Below are 18,380 nucleotides of genomic sequence, written 5' to 3' on the forward strand. Positions count from 1 at the left end.
TAGAGCTGTTTGTGTTCAGGATAACATTGGTTAGTGGTAACTACGCTTGCATGTATAACTGGGATCGTGCGGCAGCAGAAAGGGCCGATGGTCTTCAACCGTTTAATAGAATTGCTATAGGCAGCGTAAATAACAACATAGGTCCAGCTGCTCATGGGCAGACCTTTGATATAAGTACAGAAAAGGATGTATTCATAAATCAACCTATTCTAACGCAGGGAATAAATTTAGGGCGTAATAAAATGGGCCAAGCTGGGTCCATTCGTTTCTTTGATGGCGGTCAAGGTTATGGGTTTTATTTTATGGGAATGGCAGGACAATGGTACAAGCTACCTAACGTTTAGGAGGAAAATATATGGATGATTACAAAGATTTACAAGGTTATCCCTTACAAGCGGGGCAAGGCGCTCCATTTGCTGGGAGGTTAGTAGATTCAGAAAGAAACGAAAACGGAGTATTTGTGCGAATTCCTTTTGATATGCTAAACAATGCTGGTTTATATGGTGCCAATAAAGTAGAGGTGTGGGGGGAAACGGATGGAACGATATATTTCCGTATTGCAACAAGATGCGAAATATGTAAACGTGGCGCGCGTTTGTATGAATTAGAAACGGGTTTTGGGAAAAAGAAACTTTGTTCTGATGATTATTTCTCATTTACTGGTCAATGCCCTCCGCAAGAGACACAAGCAACTGAAAATACAACGCGAATAGAGCAGCCATAAGCTGTTTTTTATTTTGCACAAAATACGGCTTTTATAACAAAAGAGGGACAAATAACTGTCTCTCTTTTTTATTTTGAAATGAGGTGGTCAAAGTGGAAGGGTTACAAGAAGTAAGAAGCGATGTTCAGGAAATAAAGCAAGATATTAAGGACATTCGCTTAGAGATTAAAAGTTTAGAAATGCGGACAACAGGTAACGAAAAAGACATTATCAATATCAACAAACAACTAGATAAAATCAGCGCCAATACTACCTGGATTTTGCGACTTATAGTTGGCGGAATTGTTGGTGGCATTCTCACTTTCTTAATGAAAGGAGGTGGTATGTAATGTTTGAAATTTCTGTAATGATTGGAATTGTAGTTGGTCTTTCACAAATTGGAAAAACAATTGGATTACAAACAAAATATGTTCCGTTATTAAATTTAACGCTTGGCATAGTGCTAGGCGTTTTATTTTTGGACAGAGATATCAAAACAAATGTATTTCAAGGAATCATCATTGGACTGTCAGCAAGTGGATTATTTGACCACACAAAAATTATGAAAAAGGATGTTGATGCTAAATGAAAAAGACAATGAAACATATCACCTCTTTACTTATGATTCTAGTACTTGCTAGTTCTTTTGCTACAAGTGCTTTTGCTGATAGAACACTTATTATTCCTGATTTACCGAAAAAACCATACCGTTATGGTGTAGGTGCTTACGAGGGCGTTGTAGCTCATTCGACCGCCACTCCGGAAGCACCTGCTATTAATATTCGAAACTATGAAGCTAGGACTTGGCGAAATGCATTCGTTCATTTTGCGGTAGATTGGAACGAAACGATTCAAATCGCAGATACGAAGTATATCGCTTATGGCGCGGGGCCAGCGGCAAATAAACGATTTGTCCACGTTGAGCTTTCTGAATCTAGTAATTCAGCAAAATTTAAATCTTCGTATGAGCGTTATGTTAAGTTACTAGCGAAAATCCTGAAAGACAACGGATTAACAGTCGAACAAGGCTTATGGACTCACGAAGATGTAACACGTAAATTAGGTGGTACTGATCACGAAGACCCCCGTGCATACTTAGCTTCATACGGTATCTCTATCGCTCAGTTCCGTGCTGATGTAAAGAAAGCGTACGAAAACGGTCAAGTATCCGTTGTAGTACCGGAAAAACCTACTAAGCCAGAGGTCGAGAAACTTACCGTTACTGTAACGCCTTCTAACGGTGTAGCATACATCGATGGCACTAACGTTAATTTAAGAAAAGGTCCTGGTACTAATTACAGTGTGATTCGTAAATTAAAACAAGGCGAAGCGTACAAAGTATTCGCTGAGTCTAACGGACCTAACGGTAATTGGTTAAACTTAGGTGGCGAGCAATGGGTTAAATATAATTCGTCCTATATTCATTATAATAAAGGTAATGTATCGGTAAATAATAACGTATTAGGTAAACGTGTCGTATCGAAAGTAAACGATTTAAACTTTTATACGAAAGCTACATGGAATAGATCATACCTAGCAGGCACTGTTGACGCAGGACTCGGCTTTACTATCGATGCTAAAGTTGATGTAAATGGCTATCCGCAGTATAAGGCACACAATTCGAAAGGGCATACGTACTATATTACGGCTAGTCCAACGTATGTGAATGTGAAGTAACATGTGCGCTTAATGAACGTAGAAAAGACCGCCTATTACAGGCGGTCGAATTTTTTTATTTTTTACTACTCCACCAGCGACACCAGATAGAGTCATAGCATCCGCGATTGTATTTACGTTTGTTTCTGGGGTTCCATAGAATGCATCTAAAGCTCCGATAAACCAATCAGCATCAACTGTAACTGTGTAGCCATTAGACTTCCAGTTACTGATTAGTCGGTTTGTTAATGTTCGTTTCTCTGCTTCGGATAACTTTAGCCACGCTTCACCCTTACTGTTTGCATCAACAGTTGTAGTCTGAACTTCATTTTGTTTAGGCTGTTGTACTGCTTGTTGTTCGCGTTGTTCTTGTTCTTTTTTTATTTTAGCTCGTTCTTGTTGCGCTTCTTGTTCAGAAAAGCCGTTTTCAATAGATATTATATTTTTTGTGTCAATATCAATTTTATATTTATCGTAAGAAATATTGTGAATTTTTACTAATGTATCTCCGCTATATTGTTTTTCTACTTCATATTTACTTCCAAGTTTATCAATGAGATGTTTATTTGTAGAAGTATATTCTGCAGTTGAAACATCAATTAGTATTTTCACATAGTATTGTCCGTTTTCGACAATTTGTGACGGGGAAATAGTTGTTTGTAATTTGCCATCTTTAAATACCTCACTACTTGTAGCAGTATAATTGTATTCATCTGATTTTTTTGAACTATATACTTTTATGGTTGCTTTTGTAGAATCAGGAATATTGGTAGTTAAAGATAATTTGAGTTTGTTTGTCTCCTTATTATAATCTAACGTATCTAGTTGTGCGGACAGTTTTTCTTTTTGTGGTTCAGAGGTAGCATCTTTAACTTTAGTAGATGACTCTGTATTCGATGCCGGTTTATCACCGAATATTACTTTAATAGAGAAACAAAAAATTATAGCTATAAAGACAACTAATATGACAGTTCTAGTTTTAATCAAAACTTCATCTCCTTTTTTGAATTTAAAATACATAATTAATAAATATAATAATATAACGTTTTTGAAACGAAGTAAATATTTCCATGTGTTTTATATAAAGATATTTAAGTAATAATAATTTGAATTTTAGACAGTATTGAAAAATAATCTTATCTAATAAAAAAAGAGAGTTACCAATAGGTAACTCTCTTTTTTTAAAGTATTTATTATTTTTTAACTTCAACGAAATTTAATACCTTAACTTATGTTGTCATCATTCTCAAATCTACCCCTGGTACAAGAAATACAGGGGTAGATAAATTTAGTAATTTATATTTCATTAACAAATAACTCTTTTCTAAGGATTAACCTTCTAATTTTCTTATTTCGTCTAGTGTCAAACCCATAGTATCTATATATCCATACATAGCTTTTAAACTTGAATCAACCTTTTCAGTATCTTTTTCATCTAAACCTACAAATATTTGTTCTATGCATATTTCAATTACTTTAGCATCGTCTCTTAGTTGCACTTTGAAATAATCATAAGCCTTAGGTGGGTCAAGTTCTTTTAACTTCCTAAGTTCTCCCTTGACTACTTCAAATTGTTTCTTTAACTCCATTTGATTTGTTTTTAATGTTTGATCCTTTGCAAATATCGGTTTTGTAGCTTGCAGCTCCCTTGAAAACTGATTAACAAGTGTCTCCATCTTTTCTTGATACTGTTTTATCGTTATAGGGCCATGGACATCTGTTAGGGGGTCTTTTTCTTTTCTTTCTTGTTCTTTGATTCCTGGTTCTTTAACTATTTTCTTCTCTAATTCATCTTTTTCTTTGCGTAGTCTATCTACTTCTTTGTTTGCGGTCTCTAAAGCCTTTTTATCAGATTCCGCTTCAGCTACTTTCTTCTCTAATTCATCTTTTTCTTTGCGTAGTTTATCTACTTCTTTGTTTACAGTCTCTAAGGCCTTTTTATTAGATTCCGCTTCAGCTACTTGTAAATTATCAGTCTTTTTCTTTTCTGTATCTTCTTTTGAACAACCTACTCCACTAATTAGCAAAATTGGTAATGCTACCGATAACACTTTATGTTTCATTACTAGTCCCCCAATGACTTATTCTTTATCCCGTTTCTTTCTTAGTTGTACCTAGCGCGTTTTTATGATTCTTTATTTAATTCCTAATTTAAAGAAAAACCTATCCCAAATAACATGATTGATATGACTATGTATACTCTTTTTGAAAAATATTGTAATTAATTAACATATGAAACTATAACATAATATATATAAATAAGATATATGAATTTATCGTCATTACTATTAAATTCTCTTATTCTATTAATGAAAAATATGATATACATACTTGGAAATAAAATAATAGAAGAAAGAAGACTTATATTGCCATTACCCTGTTGGCATCAATCCGTACCGGCTATTTTGTCTGAAATATGGTAGGTAGACGAACCTACATAATTAGTACGCAATTGGGAATATAATCAGTAAAGTAAAAAGAAATGTATGAGTTATTTAAATAAAAAAGTGCTAACAAGTTTGCAAACAAACTTGCTAACACCTATAAGAAATAGACATAAATTATCGCTGATATGTCTTCTTTGAAAATAGCTTTAATCAGTAAAATCACACTTATACGAAATGTTCATAAAAATCGTCTTAATATCAAGAATATAATCATCCAGATATTCCTTTACTTTTAAGACGGAAACGAGGCATGATATTGATTTCTACCTCAGAGTTTGCGTCAAATAATAAAAAAATACGGTTTGTAAAACTAAAAATACAACAAGCTACAACCGGTATGAAATGGATTAAAATATTTAGAAATTTAAAAGATGATTTTCAAATAGGGGGAGAGGTGGATCTAGACCATATTCTCCAATATCCGAAAGATTATATTGTAGGGGAAAATAAAAGGGTGTTATTTCCATACAATGAGAGAATTTATAAAGTTCAAGGTACTAAAATAGAACCGGGTATAAAAGTAAAGGAAAGAGAGTATTTATTTAAAGAATTTCAGCGTAAATTCTCTTATTTCACAATACTTCCAGAATGTAAAAAGGTAGCAACAAATAACAAAAATGAATTATTTCCTTTATTTGCACCAAAAGGATTAGAGACATTAACATTAGAGGTTTGGTCTGAAAATATAGTGCTGGAAATAGAACAAGCATTACTTGATAGTGAAATTATTTTGACTAAAGTTGGTGAAAATACTTATGTATTGAATACAGATTTTCCAGTGTTATTAAAGGTTGTGAGATACAATATTGAAAAGGTGTTACAAAATCCATATAAAATGCAATATTGCCAAAAATATAAAACAAATCTTGTAGATGATGTTACGAAAGCTGTCTATGCTACCGCGGGCGAGCGCAGTGATGCGACATTAGCATTAATCGCATTGAAAAATTGTGATGGACGAGAAAAAATTGATCCAAAACAAATCATTAGAGAGGGATTTGCACGAGCAAACCGTATTTCAACATTTATTAATTTATTTATAGGCCAAAGTGTATCGCGTAAAACAATTGTAAATAGTGTTTTTAGTTTATTAGAGCAAAAAGGATTTTTGAAGCGTAGTTGGAATAAGATAAATTTACCTTGTATATATGTTAATTTATCAATTGAACGAATATCGAAATTTGATTTCTTACCTATTCTTTCAAAAATAAAAGGAAAAGAAATTTTATATAAATTATATGGGAATACAGAATGGCAAACGATTGATTACGTATTATTAAATATAAATAAACATAATGCATTTTTACCACAACCATCAAAGAGAAATGATATGGGAGCTCTTTTTAAACAATATGTTTCCGAAACATTAATGGAAATTGTAAAATATGCAAAAGAACAAAATGAACAAGTTTACTTCATTGTAGATGCAAATTTGAGAAGGTATTGGATAAAAAAGTTACAAAATAAAGAAATTAATACAGATATTTTACCTGATATTGTTCCAGAGGTGTTAAAGGTTCCAAATTTAAATATTATTAGAATAAATACAGGTTTTGATGTACCAAGTTACGGTGTAATAGAATGTGATGATGCTCTAGATAGCATTGGCTTATATGCAGATCAAAAAGGGATGTATTATAGCACTGGTGAATATTCACTTAATTGTAGTGGGATTTTTCAGCGATATATACTTGAAATTCTACCATTAGGTGTAAAACCTGTAGAAAGGGATTATATCGCTAAAATGATACATTACATGTGCTGTAATTCTAGTATGCTTTCGAAAAAGAATGTACACATGACATATTCCATGCATATGGAAAAGGTAATAAAGAGTTATATTACTGACATAGATGCAAGAGAGTTTAAAGAATTTGATGATGAATTGGATGTAGATGTAGTAAAAGTAGAAAAGAAAGATTCAATTATTCTACTTTAAATACTAGTAAACAAATCCTGCTCGTTATATCGATCAGGATTTGTCATTTTTTTATGTAAATAAGGATATCCTTTGTCAAGTATCTTTTCGTTTACATATTTACTTTATGTGCAGACAGGATTAATATGTTTTTTAGAAATACAAAAACTATATCATATGGAAAAACGATTTTTATTAATTGAAAAAATTTGAAAGGAATGGGGAATTGTGAAGAAATTAGATGTGCTCTTAATGCTACTGAGCGGCCTCTTTCCAATTGCAGGACTTACAAAGCAAATCCCTTTAGAACAATCTATATATATTGGAGGGCTTTTATTTTTTACTAGTTTCGGTAGTTATTTTGCTAAAAAGATGTATTCACGTATATGCAGTTGGATAGCGTATGCGCCATTTATAACACTACTGTTAGTTATTTGGCATCAAGATATTGCAACAAGCTCAATCATAGCAAATGCGAAAATTGCTGCATGTGTCGCGTTAATTCCATGTTTATTCCGTTTTCGTACATATGGACTTACTTTGGGCTTATTCTCATTATGGGCCGCTTTACTATGGGATATAAAAGAAGTACAGTCGTTAGTCATACTTGAACGCATAATGAGTTTAATGACAAGCCATTATGTATATATATTACTATTAATTGGAGGACTTGTAATAGGAGGATTACTTGCGATGTTCATTCACCGCAAAGAGAAAGATAATAATAAAGAAAATATAAATCTACTTGGACCAAAAAAGAAACGCAAAAGATTATCATTTAAGATTCGTCTTCCGAGATTACCGAAATTAAAGATGAAACTATTTAAGTTTGGTGGGAAAGAATCTAAAAGTAAAATGCCAGAAAAAATCCATGAGTATAAGTACGAAGAACCAGTTGCAACATATGAAATGACAGAGCAAATAGATCCATACAAAGAAAATGCCGTTCAAGGTCAAACAAGGATGGAACGCCGAAGAAATAGGTATAATGCATAATGAAGTTTAATAACCCCGTAATGACTTATCTTAATATTGATAAATCATTACGGTTTTTTTATGTAATGAAATGAAGGTTGCTATTGCGGAGGGGAATAGCATATTTTATAGATAGGAACTAAAATAAGGGGAGGATAAAATGCTTATCATTACATATATATCTGCTTGTATATTATTCTTAGTTAGCTTTTTACATGTATATTGGGCTTTCGGAGGTAATTGGGGGACAAATAGTGTTATTCCAACTAAATCAGGGGAAAAGGCGTTTACACCTCGCGCCGGAATGACATTGTTCATTGCATTATTATTAAGTATGGCAGCAATAATTTTGTTGCAACAAGCAAATATTGTTCATTTTGCAGTTCCTAATGTTATTATTCAAGTCGGTTCCTGGATTTGTATGATCGTCTTTTCTATTAGAGTAATTGGTGAATTTAACTATTTTGGTATCTTTAAACGACAAAAAGATACGCACTTTGCAAGAATGGATACCGGTTTATATATTCCACTTTGTGCATTTTTATCTTTATCTTTTTTATTAGCAATAATTTTGTGAGTGAATAATAGTAGTTTCCGTTCTCAAAATATATGTAAACGTGAGAAATCTAAGAGTAAATAAAAAGGATGTAAGCGCCTTCTTGTCGAAAGGTAAATTATTATGAAAGGCGGTGACACTATGAAGTATGTAAAAGTTAGTATGAATGGTGGAAGTGAACATAAATTCTCAATGACTTTAGATCGGTTTAAAGAACTTATTACTACAGAGAATGGGATATTAGAAAATAAATTAGTATGTATTGAAAATGTAATGATTAATCCTACTAATATATCTTCTGTAGTTGAAAAAATTGGTGTACCGGCTAAGTTTATGGAAGCTTAAAATCGTTAGATAAAAAACATCCATTGAGGATGTTTTTTAATTTATAAATATGAAATTGTACAGTGAATATTTGAGTAGATTTTTTAGCAATGACTATGCATATATTAAGTACCTGAACATGGTGCTTAATACATGCACGAAATAATAAGTACAAGCATATATTATGTAGTAGGACAAGATCTTCGTGTCCTACTTAATACTCAGAAAAAACCTCTAATCACATAAGAGCAGCCAATTGCAGGGTGCTCTTATTTTTTACGAAAATCTACTATGAGCCTTATTTTATAGTAGGATGCAATAATAAAGGTCTATTTTGAAATAGTGTTTTTTAGCCTTTAATTTTAAATTTATCTTTAACGTTAATAAATATTAAAAATAATATGATAGCAGAAATTAAGTTAGATAAGTAGAAATTTTGATGAAACAGTAGTTCAAAGATGACATCGAAAGTAACGAATAAGGCAATAGCAGGTAGTATGCAAATAAATATAAATCTCCAATTTTTTAAGTAATGTTTATAATTAGTAAGTACTTTCTCCATAAATATAGCTCCTATATTTTTGTTTTTATATAATTATACATTTAGATACAAAGATTTTCAAAGTAAAATATTTAGCAATTCAAAAATATAAGGAGAGCTTTTGTTGAAAATCCAGATTGCTGTAGCAATCTGGATTTGACTTTAAAGAACTATACTAAAATGATACACTATAATCTACGTTATTTTTGAAATGAATAGAGGGATTTGTGTGATAGATAAAATTAAAAATGCTGTAGAGGATATGTACGAAGATGAGGCTAAAGATTTACTTCAAAGTATTCTCATACAGTTAAACTTATTAGAAGAAAACTACAGTGAAGATACAATTAAAAATTTGATGGATATTCCGAAACAATTAACGAGTAATCCTACTTATAAAAGGAATGTAAAAGAAAGTGCGCACGTACATATTGCTTTTGATGATTCAACGGCTGGTTGCTTAAAATATATGTTAAGTCAAGAAGAATTATTTGAAGAGAGTGTTGTTGCTTTTTCGGAATTCTTTTCAATTGGACCGATATATAGGTTGCATACGAATGAGGGGCAACTAGCAAGACAGAAGTGGTTAATAAATAACTTAACTGCTTATGATAGTTATTTTGAAGAAGAATATTTATCAAGATTTATAGCAACTATAGAAGAACTACATACTATTCCTGTTGAAACGCCTATTACAATTTGGAAGGCTGATAATGCACATGAACATGTAGGCCTAAGTTTTGTAATGGCACAATTAAAGGATAAGAAAAATATTCGAGTTATTAATACGTCTGAAGCAAGTAGAGAAATATTAAAACAAGAGTATGATATTCGTGGAACGGGAGAATTACCACCTGAAAGTTTAGCTCTATTCCAAAAAAGTTTTATAAAGCTACCTTATTTAACTGAAGAGAAGCGCATGAAGTTTGAAAATGAGTGGGATAGATTATCGGAAAGCATAGAATGTTTAAGAGTTTGGAAAGAAAATGAAGTGCATTCTGTACAGGAAGATTATTTTGATCAATTTATAATTGAATGCGCGAAAAGTGTGGGTGCTGATCGAGAGTTCCTTAAAGCTCCTAGAGTAATTGGTGAAGCACTTGGTCTTGTTGAACAGTTAGTTGGAGATACTTTCTTAGAATATCGCTTGAAACAATTAATTAAACAAGAAGTATTTGAATTTGAAGGTTCGTTAGATGAAATGCGTTTTTATAGTGTGAAGTTAAGGAAATAATAAACACATTCTATTTTTGAAAGGCTCGTATTTTTAATAATACGAGCTTTTTAAGTTGAATTTGGGCTATACATAAGCTTCCCAGAGAGGGCATATCACATATGAATGGTAAAGGTAATGAATGAAAAGAAGGTGATTTGTTAATATGTATAACCAACAAAATTATCCATATGATCAAGCGATGTATTATAATCCACATGACTACGGGTATGAACCTACAAATGAAGTGAGAGATATTGAACAAGAAGATTACAGACCAGATGATGCAGAAGATGCTCCAACGTCACCACCTCCGTCACAAGCGCCGTCGTTACCGTCTACATTTGCTTCTCCAGCACAACCAGGTAATATGAAATCATGGATGTGTAACTGTCTAGGAAGATGGGGCTATTTACGTTTACATCGTCCTGGTCCTTTCGGAAGAGATTTATGGTTCTTCCCGACTGAAGTGAGAAGAAATGGAGTGTCAGGTTACACGTGGCAAGGTGGTCGTCGTCGTAAAGTAAGTTATCGCTATCAACAAATTAGTAATTTTATGTGCTTCGCATAAAGAGAAGTGGGAGAGTGAAACGATTTTACTCTCTCACTTTTTTATTTTTCAATATACGAAGTAAGATTTTGATTAAAAATTTACAATTTTCACGTTTTTATTAGAGTATAATGCATATGTTGGGTTGATTTTCAAAAACAAATGAGAGTGAGGGAATACAATGTCAATGAAAAACAAAGTTGGGTTAAGCATAGAGGATGGCATTAATTTAGCTTCAGCTCAGTTTAAAGAAGATGCGTATGAAATTTATAAAGAATCGCGAAAAAAACAACCTATATTATTTGTAAACCAAGTTGAAATCGGTAAAGAATGGCTCATTACTAGATATGAAGATGCTCTACCACTTTTAAAAGATAATCGTTTAAAAAAAGATTGGACAAATGTGTTTTCTCAAGATATAAAGAACATGTATCTTTCCGTTGATAATAGTGACCACTTAACAACGCATATGCTAAATTCAGATCCACCTAACCACAGTCGTTTACGATCTTTAGTTCAAAAAGCTTTTACACCGAAGATGATTGCACAATTAGACAAAAGAATTGAGAGAATAGCAGATGATTTGATAAGTGATATAGAGCGAAAAGGTACATTAAATCTTGTGGATGATTATTCATTTCCATTACCGATTATTGTAATAAGTGAGATGCTCGGTATTCCAAAAGAAGATCAAGCGAAATTTAGAATTTGGTCTCATGCTGTTATTGCATCACCAGAAACACCTGAAGAAATAAAAGAGACCGAAAAACAACTATCTGAGTTTATTACATATCTTCAATATTTAGTTGATATTAAACGAAAAGAGCCAAAAGAAGACTTAGTGAGTGCTTTAATACTTGCAGAGAGTGAAGGGCATAAACTTAGCGCTCGGGAACTATATTCAATGATAATGCTATTAATTGTAGCAGGACACGAGACGACAGTGAATTTAATTACAAATACGGTATTAGCACTTCTTGAAAATCCAAATCAATTACAGTTATTAAAAGATAATCCAAAACTAATTGATTCGGCTATTGAGGAAGGATTGCGTTATTATTCTCCAGTTGAGGTTACAACTGCAAGATGGGCAGCGGAACCTTTTCAAATTCACGACCGAACAATCGAAAAAGGAGATATGGTTGTCATTGCCTTAGCTTCTGCAAATCGTGATGAAACTGTATTTGAAAACCCAGAAGTATTCGATATTACTCGGGAAAATAATCGTCATATTGCCTTTGGTCATGGTAGCCATTTCTGTTTAGGCGCTCCACTTGCGAGGTTAGAAGCAAAGATTGCTATTACTACTTTGTTTAATCGAATGCCTGAACTACAAATAAAAGGGAATCGTGAAGAAATTAAATGGCAAGGTAACTATTTAATGCGTTCTTTAGAGGAATTGCCTTTAACTTTCTAGAATAGTTAAAAGGAGACATGCATACATCGAAAATGATTTACATAGAGTATGTATGTGTTATTTAAATTCGAAACGGAAGGGTGAAAACATCCCAATGATCAACTAATTCTATTTGTAAGAGATCTTCGTTAAAAAACGAAATATTCTTCTGAATAGGGTTAGTCTGTACATTTATAGAAAAGGGATGTATTTCGCTCTGCGAATATATAGTCTTTTTATATGATTTGTGCTGCCTCCTGTTCAGAACATGAAATAGGAGGCTTTTTTATGTCGACAAATGTAGTAACGAAACAAAACAATGGGGTATCACAAGTATTAAAAAATCGGTTTGTTCAAGGGATTTTAGCATCAGCATTATTTTTACAAATAGGAATATGGGTTCGAAACTTTGCGGTATTACTATATGTAATGGAAATGACAAAAGGTGATGCTTTTGCTATTTCGATGATTTCAGTTGCTGAATTCGCTCCAATTTTTATTTTTTCATTTATTGGCGGTACTTTTGCTGATAGGTGGAAGCCAAAGAAGACAATGATATGGTGTGAAACGTTAAGTTCCATTTCAGTATTCGCTGTATTAATTACGCTTATGTTTGGAACGTGGAAAATTGTGTTTTTTGTGACACTCATCTCTGCAATCCTTTCACAGTTTTCACAACCATCTGGAATGAAGTTGTTTAAACAACATTTATCAACGGAACAAATTCAATTAGCAATGTCTATATATCAAACGATATTTGCAATATTTATGGTATTAGGACCAATACTAGGGACATTTATCTTTCATAGTTTTGGAATTTATATTTCAATCATCATAACAGGTATTTCGTTTTTACTTGCGGCAGTTGTATTGTTATTCCTTCCGAAAGATCTTGAAAACGCCGTAGAAAAGAAGGATATCACTCTGTTGCAGGAGATGAAGGATGGTATTAAGTATGTCAAAAAGAAAAAAGCATTAACTTTGCTAGGGCTTTGTTTTATGGCTGCAGGACTAGGTATAGGATTAATTCAGCCATTAGGTATATTTATTGTGACTGAGCAGTTAGGATTATCAAAAGAGAGTTTACAGTGGCTACTAACAGTAAATGGTGCGGGAATGATTGTTGGCGGAGCATTAGCAATGGTATTTGCGAAAAACGTTGCTCCGCAAAAGATGTTAATTATCGGTATGCTTGGTCAAGCAATTGGTATTGGCATTATAGGATATTCTACAAATTTATGGGTGACACTTACAGCGCAGCTTTTTAGTGGTTTAGCTCTTCCTTGTATCCAAATTGGTATTAATACGCTTATTATTCAAAATAGCGATACCGATTTTATAGGTCGTGTAAATGGTATTTTAAGTCCGCTTTTTACCGGTTCAATGGTAGTAACGATGAGTATAGCTGGCTCATTAAAAGAGATGTTTTCATTAAGTATGATGTATGAAGGGACGGCTTTACTTTTTATAATTGGATTATTGTTTATTTTACCTATATACAATTTAAAGCCAGTAATAGCGGTAGAAAGTGAAATAAGTGGTAAAGGAAGTGCTATACAAAATGAATCCTAATCCAAATGTTAAATACCCTATTGAAGGCAATCAAAACGTTCAATTTATAAAAAATATAATAACAAAACCTAATATACTTGTTGGTGACTATTCTTATTATGATGCGAAAGATGGAGAAACATTTGAAGATCGAGTATTACATCATTATGAATTTCTTGGAGATCGCCTTACTATTGGAAAGTTTTGTTGTATTGCATCTGGAGTTAACTTTATTATGAACGGAGCCAATCATCGGATGGATGGATTTTCGGCATATCCATTTAATATATTTGGAAATGGGTGGGAGAAGTATACACCTAGTTTGTCTGATTTACCTTATAAAGGTGATACAGTTATAGGAAATGACGTTTGGATTGGTATGGATACAACAATTATGCCCGGAATAAAAATAGGGGATGGTGCAATCATTGCAGCTAAATCTGTTGTGACTAGAGACATCGCACCATATACAATTGTTGGTGGAAACCCTGCAAATAAAATAAAAGAGAGATTTTCAAATGAAATAATTCAAGAATTATTGCAAATTCAATGGTGGCATTTTGATATTGAAAAAATAACTGGAAATATTGATGCTATTGTACGCGGAGATATTGAACCATTAAGAAAGCTAAAAAGGGAATGAAAAATGGATGACAAATAGTATCATACCTCCGAATTTTGTTAATGATAATAGAACAAGGAGGTGTGATACTATGGCACAAGACGTTTTATGTGAAGTAAACAACTGTAAATTTTGGGCGAACGGTAATAAATGTAGTGCAGAGGCAATTTACGTAGTAAGTCATAAAGGTAAACATGCATCTACAACGGAAGAAACAGATTGCAAAACATTTGATCCAGAAGTGTAAATTCTTTAAGGGTAGCCAAATCGTGGTTGCCCTTTTATTAATGATAGTATTGATAATAAATATCATTTTCATTCATTAATTTTAGCTTTTTTTGTTATTTTTTCATATTTTCTTCATAAGTGATGTAATCCAACTCAATTCATGTTCAATTCGTGATTTACTAAATTCAATGACTTCAGTAATAAAGGCTGAGGTAACCTCTAGAGACTGAATAGCGGTAAGTTGACTATGTAGTACGTTTTGACGTACAGTCAAAATCTCTTTTCTAGCTTCATATTCAAGTTTTTCAAATAGCGCGATACGAACAAGAAATTCTGCATTATTTGTCGCAAGTTTTTCGGGAAACTCTCGTAACATTTCAGAAAAAATTTCTTCTCCTGTTTCTGTTATATCGTACATATTTCGGTTTGGTTTTCCAACTTGTTTATGTATTTTTTTCGTTATAGCACCCATATTTTCAAAGCGCCGAAGGGCAGGGTAAAGCATGTTGTGATTTAATTCAAAATTCTCACCTAAACGATTTTGAACATTTTTTTTGATTTCATATCCATGTTTTGGTCCGGTCGTTAATTCTGCTAGTAGTAAAATATCAACGTACATAAAAATCCCCCTTATATATTTCTCAAGTTCTTTAATGAAAAATCCCCTTTAGTATATGTTAAAATAACATATGATAGTTTATACAACTTTGAACTGCCGACCTATCACTTTTATTGTAAAAGAAAAGGGAGGAAAGAACTATGGCTTCACCTGAAAATGTTATTTTAGTTCATGAAATTTCAAAGCTGAAAACAAAAGAAGAATTATGGAATCCATATGAATGGTATCGTTTGATGAGGGATAATCACCCAGTTCATTATGATGAAGAGCAGGATGTATGGAATGTTTTTTTATATGATGATGTAAATCGTGTTTTATCAGATTATCGCTTATTTTCAAGTAGAAGGGAGCGCAGACAATTCTCAATCCCTCCTTTAGAAACTAGAATAAATATAAACTCTACAGATCCACCAGAACATCGCAATGTACGTTCCATTGTTTCTAAGGCATTTACTCCAAGAAGTTTAGAACAGTGGAAACCTCGAATACAGGCTATCGCAGATGAACTTGTACAACATATCGAAAAATGTAGTGAAGTTAATATCGTTGAACAGTTTGCTGCACCTTTACCTGTTACCGTTATTTCTGATTTATTAGGAGTCCCAACAACAGATCGTAAAAAAATTAAAGAATGGTCTGATATTTTATTTATGCCGTATAGTAAAGAAAAGTTTAATGATCTGGATGCTGAGAAAGGGATAGCATTAAATGAATTCAAAGCATACCTTCTACCGATTGTTCAGGAAAAGAGATATCATTTAACCGATGATATCATTTCTGATTTAATTCGAGCTGAATATGAAGGCGAAAGATTAACCGATGAAGAAATTGTAACCTTTTCATTAGGTTTACTAGCAGCTGGGAATGAAACCACTACAAATTTAATTATTAATAGCTTTTATTGCTTTTTAGTAGATTCACCTGGAATTTATGAAGAGTTAAGAAAAGAACCTAACTTAATTTCAAAAGCGATTGAGGAAGTATTACGCTATCGCTTTCCTGTTACATTAGCCCGGAGGATTACAGAGGATACAAATATATTTGGTTCTTTAATGAAAAAGGATCAGATGATTGTTGCGTGGGTTAGTGCAGCGAATTTAGACGAGAAAAAATTTTCACAAGCCTCTCAATTTAATGTACATCGAACAGGAAATGAAAAGCATTTAACCTTTGGGAAAGGTCCTCACTTTTGCCTAGGAGCACCACTTGCACGTTTAGAGGCTGAGATTGCATTAACTACCTTTATAAATGCTTTTGAAAAAATAGAGCTATCTCCATCTTTCTGTTTAGAAAAATGTATATTGGAAAATGAACAAACATTAAAATACTTACCTATTCGATTGAAAGCTAAATAAAAATCTTAACAAGGTGCATACATTTGCATCTTGTTTTTTGTTTCTCAATTGTGAGTTTTCGGTAATCACCTTAATATGGAATTGTATAAAACGTAGAGGAGGATTCTTATGTTGACTTGTAATGGAAGTAAATCATTTCAAAAGTTTATTAAAGGTGTTACAGATCTTATGGAAAACGGTTTATTTGAAGAAGAAATAGTGTGTGGCATTGAAAAGTTACTAGAAGAACTTTTAGAAAAGAAAACATGGCTTCCGTTAGATAAACAGAAGGCCAATTTGACCCAATATGCACGACATTTATTGTATGAAGATCCGCTCAAACGTTTTGAAGTACTAGCTCTCGTATGGAAAGATGGACAATCTACACCTTTACATGATCATGACGGCACATGGGGAGTAGAAGGCGTTTTTTCAGGAAGGATTATGGTGCAGAACTTTATACAAACGAAACAACTTGGAAATTCACTTGTTTATTTAACACATACAGGAAATCTTTATTTGGGAGAAGGAGAAACAGATAAAGTAATTCCACCAGCGGATTGTCATATTCTTGAAATTAGCAAAAATGAAAGCGTTATTACGATTCATGTCTATGGAAAACGGTTAGAAAAGTTTAAAGTATATATACCAACTGAAGAAAAAAATGTGTACATGTGTGAGACAAAATACATTAGTTATAATTCATAGTTTAAAATCCAAAGCTTTTTTAAAAAGAAAAGCTTTGGATTTTATTTTTAATTATTTCTTGACCTGAAACGCTTTTCATAAATTATAAATAAGAAGTACCTCACGAGGATTGTATGAAAACGATACCTAATAATTAATTAGAACTCGTGTATTTATAGAAAGTGGTGAAGAAATAATGAAATTAATCGCAATTGATTTAGATGGAACTCTTCTTTCGGGGAATAAAATGATAAGTAAAGAAAATGCAGAAGCAATTCGAACATGTCAAGAAGCTGGCCATGTTGTAGCAATTTGTACAGGACGTTCAATTGTTGACATTGAGCGATTATTGTTAGAAGTTGATTTAGAGTGTCCAATCATTGCGGAAAATGGTGCTCTTATATATAAAGATAAAAAAATGATGAAGAGATATCCAATTCAAAATATGCAGGCACTTGAAATTGTAGAATATCTTGAAGAGAATGGTTTATATTATCAGCTCTATACTGATAAAGGTGTGTATGTGCCGGATTATGGAGTAGAGAGTGTACGTAATGAAATTGAGCATGTGAAGAATTCAAAAGAAAATTTCGACTTGAAAGAGTTAGAAACAATCGCAGCATTATATCTTGAGCATACAGCGTTTCATAGTGCGGAAAGTTGTAAACCAATTGTAGAAACAGATATACATGTGCATAAACTATTACCATTTTCTTATGAAATTGAGAAATTAAAAAAACTCAAAGAAACATTTCTTCATAATACAGATTTAGCAATTACATCTTCATATTGGCACAATTTAGAGATTAATCATCGAGATGCTCAAAAAGGGAATGGATTATATACTTTAGCAGAACATCTTAATATTCCAGTTGAAAACACTGTAGCGATAGGTGATGGGCTAAACGATGTTTCTATGATGGAAAAAGCGAACATATCAATTGCAATGGGGAATGCAGTAGAAGAAATAAAAGCAATGTGTAAATACGAAACGTTATCAAATGAAGAACATGGTGTGGCACATGCTTTATATAAATATGTAATGTAATTAAAAAGAAAA

General features: G+C 32.6%; 22 protein-coding genes. 18 read left to right on the forward strand and 4 right to left on the reverse strand.

All coding sequences use genetic code 11. The features are described 5' to 3' along the window. The 5 genes from HMPREF1014_RS13060 to HMPREF1014_RS13080 form a co-directional block, all read left to right on the forward strand. Positions 1–344: hypothetical protein (locus HMPREF1014_RS13060; RefSeq protein ID WP_009326986.1), on the forward strand; the 344-nt coding region annotated here is incomplete at its 5' end. 11 nt (positions 345–355) lie between these two features. Beyond that, entirely contained in the window at positions 356–724 is a 369-nt protein-coding gene (locus tag HMPREF1014_RS13065) for a hypothetical protein (protein WP_000342980.1), read from the forward strand. Positions 725–816: 92 nt separating this feature from the next. Next, positions 817–1,053 carry a hemolysin XhlA family protein gene (locus tag HMPREF1014_RS13070; protein ID WP_000398738.1) on the forward strand — a complete coding sequence of 79 codons (237 nt, stop codon included), beginning with the start codon at positions 817–819 and terminating at the stop codon, positions 1,051–1,053. After that, entirely contained in the window at positions 1,053–1,292 is a 240-nt protein-coding gene (locus HMPREF1014_RS13075) for a hypothetical protein (RefSeq protein ID WP_000461703.1), read from the forward strand. Before HMPREF1014_RS13070 ends, HMPREF1014_RS13075 begins: the two co-directional genes overlap by 1 nt. Continuing rightward, a complete protein-coding gene (locus HMPREF1014_RS13080; protein WP_000753410.1) occupies positions 1,289–2,380 on the forward strand; it encodes an N-acetylmuramoyl-L-alanine amidase in 1,092 nt (363 codons plus the stop codon). Before HMPREF1014_RS13075 ends, HMPREF1014_RS13080 begins: the two co-directional genes overlap by 4 nt. Before the next feature lie 9 nt (positions 2,381–2,389). Here the strand turns inward: HMPREF1014_RS13080 and HMPREF1014_RS13085 are convergent, their stop codons facing one another. Both HMPREF1014_RS13085 and HMPREF1014_RS13090 read right to left on the reverse strand, forming a co-directional pair. Next, the gene (locus HMPREF1014_RS13085) at positions 2,390–3,346 is read right to left on the reverse strand and encodes a hypothetical protein (protein WP_000598245.1); all 957 of its coding nucleotides are present in this window, start codon (positions 3,344–3,346) and stop codon (positions 2,390–2,392) included. 344 nt (positions 3,347–3,690) lie between these two features. Continuing rightward, positions 3,691–4,422 (reverse strand): coiled-coil domain-containing protein, encoded by a 732-nt coding sequence (locus HMPREF1014_RS13090; RefSeq protein WP_000681208.1) that lies wholly within the window; start codon positions 4,420–4,422, stop codon positions 3,691–3,693. A 640-nt stretch (positions 4,423–5,062) separates the two neighbouring features. On the opposite strand from HMPREF1014_RS13090, the gene HMPREF1014_RS13095 reads away from it, so the two are divergent. The 4 genes from HMPREF1014_RS13095 (at position 5,063) to HMPREF1014_RS13110 (ending at position 8,600) form a co-directional block, all read left to right on the forward strand. Continuing rightward, complete coding sequence (locus tag HMPREF1014_RS13095; RefSeq protein ID WP_000626123.1) at positions 5,063–6,745, forward strand: RNaseH domain-containing protein; 1,683 nt, start codon at positions 5,063–5,065, stop codon at positions 6,743–6,745. A 207-nt stretch (positions 6,746–6,952) separates the two neighbouring features. Beyond that, on the forward strand, positions 6,953–7,720 hold the full coding sequence (locus HMPREF1014_RS13100) for a DUF3959 family protein (protein ID WP_000732176.1): 768 nt from the start codon (positions 6,953–6,955) through the stop codon (positions 7,718–7,720). 139 nt (positions 7,721–7,859) lie between these two features. After that, a complete protein-coding gene (locus HMPREF1014_RS13105) occupies positions 7,860–8,276 on the forward strand; it encodes a DUF3995 domain-containing protein (protein ID WP_000905571.1) in 417 nt (138 codons plus the stop codon). Between the two features lie 120 nt (positions 8,277–8,396). Then, positions 8,397–8,600 (forward strand): hypothetical protein, encoded by a 204-nt coding sequence (locus HMPREF1014_RS13110; RefSeq protein ID WP_000878372.1) that lies wholly within the window; start codon positions 8,397–8,399, stop codon positions 8,598–8,600. 328 nt (positions 8,601–8,928) lie between these two features. Here HMPREF1014_RS13110 and HMPREF1014_RS13115 read toward each other — a convergent pair whose 3' ends face one another. After that, the gene (locus tag HMPREF1014_RS13115; RefSeq protein ID WP_000416826.1) at positions 8,929–9,141 is read right to left on the reverse strand and encodes a hypothetical protein; all 213 of its coding nucleotides are present in this window, start codon (positions 9,139–9,141) and stop codon (positions 8,929–8,931) included. A gap of 208 nt (positions 9,142–9,349) precedes the next feature. Here HMPREF1014_RS13115 and HMPREF1014_RS13120 point away from each other — a divergent pair, with 208 nt between their 5' ends. From HMPREF1014_RS13120 to HMPREF1014_RS13145, 6 genes are all read left to right on the forward strand, one after another. Then, positions 9,350–10,354 carry a DUF1835 domain-containing protein gene (locus HMPREF1014_RS13120; RefSeq protein WP_000565683.1) on the forward strand — a complete coding sequence of 335 codons (1,005 nt, stop codon included), beginning with the start codon at positions 9,350–9,352 and terminating at the stop codon, positions 10,352–10,354. 145 nt (positions 10,355–10,499) lie between these two features. Then, positions 10,500–10,904: a hypothetical protein gene (locus HMPREF1014_RS13125; RefSeq protein WP_000282680.1), complete on the forward strand. Its 405-nt coding sequence runs from the start codon at positions 10,500–10,502 to the stop codon at positions 10,902–10,904. A 160-nt stretch (positions 10,905–11,064) separates the two neighbouring features. Then, positions 11,065–12,300, forward strand: coding sequence for a cytochrome P450 family protein (locus HMPREF1014_RS13130; RefSeq protein ID WP_000062127.1), 1,236 nt, complete (start codon positions 11,065–11,067; stop codon positions 12,298–12,300). A gap of 267 nt (positions 12,301–12,567) precedes the next feature. Further along, positions 12,568–13,851 carry an MFS transporter gene (locus HMPREF1014_RS13135; protein ID WP_000106393.1) on the forward strand — a complete coding sequence of 428 codons (1,284 nt, stop codon included), beginning with the start codon at positions 12,568–12,570 and terminating at the stop codon, positions 13,849–13,851. Next, positions 13,841–14,473: a Vat family streptogramin A O-acetyltransferase gene (locus HMPREF1014_RS13140; RefSeq protein ID WP_001069248.1), complete on the forward strand. Its 633-nt coding sequence runs from the start codon at positions 13,841–13,843 to the stop codon at positions 14,471–14,473. The genes HMPREF1014_RS13135 and HMPREF1014_RS13140 overlap by 11 nt, the downstream gene beginning before the upstream one ends. Positions 14,474–14,543: 70 nt before the next feature. Beyond that, positions 14,544–14,699, forward strand: coding sequence for a DUF1540 domain-containing protein (locus HMPREF1014_RS13145; protein WP_000046095.1), 156 nt, complete (start codon positions 14,544–14,546; stop codon positions 14,697–14,699). A gap of 102 nt (positions 14,700–14,801) precedes the next feature. On the opposite strand, the gene HMPREF1014_RS13150 is transcribed toward HMPREF1014_RS13145, so the two are convergent. Further along, complete coding sequence (locus HMPREF1014_RS13150) at positions 14,802–15,299, reverse strand: PadR family transcriptional regulator (protein ID WP_000289122.1); 498 nt, start codon at positions 15,297–15,299, stop codon at positions 14,802–14,804. 140 nt (positions 15,300–15,439) lie between these two features. Here HMPREF1014_RS13150 and HMPREF1014_RS13155 point away from each other — a divergent pair, with 140 nt between their 5' ends. The 3 genes from HMPREF1014_RS13155 (at position 15,440) to HMPREF1014_RS13165 (ending at position 18,368) form a co-directional block, all read left to right on the forward strand. Further along, entirely contained in the window at positions 15,440–16,654 is a 1,215-nt protein-coding gene (locus HMPREF1014_RS13155; RefSeq protein WP_000168014.1) for a cytochrome P450, read from the forward strand. A 108-nt stretch (positions 16,655–16,762) separates the two neighbouring features. After that, positions 16,763–17,341, forward strand: a complete 579-nt coding sequence (locus HMPREF1014_RS13160; protein ID WP_000954437.1) for a cysteine dioxygenase family protein — start codon at positions 16,763–16,765, stop codon at positions 17,339–17,341. 175 nt (positions 17,342–17,516) lie between these two features. After that, a complete protein-coding gene (locus HMPREF1014_RS13165) occupies positions 17,517–18,368 on the forward strand; it encodes a Cof-type HAD-IIB family hydrolase (protein ID WP_000766385.1) in 852 nt (283 codons plus the stop codon). Positions 18,369–18,380 lie beyond the last annotated feature (12 nt).

It is taken from the genome of Bacillus sp. 7_6_55CFAA_CT2 (genome assembly GCF_000238655.1).
Taxonomy (GTDB): domain Bacteria; phylum Bacillota; class Bacilli; order Bacillales; family Bacillaceae_G; genus Bacillus_A; species Bacillus_A cereus.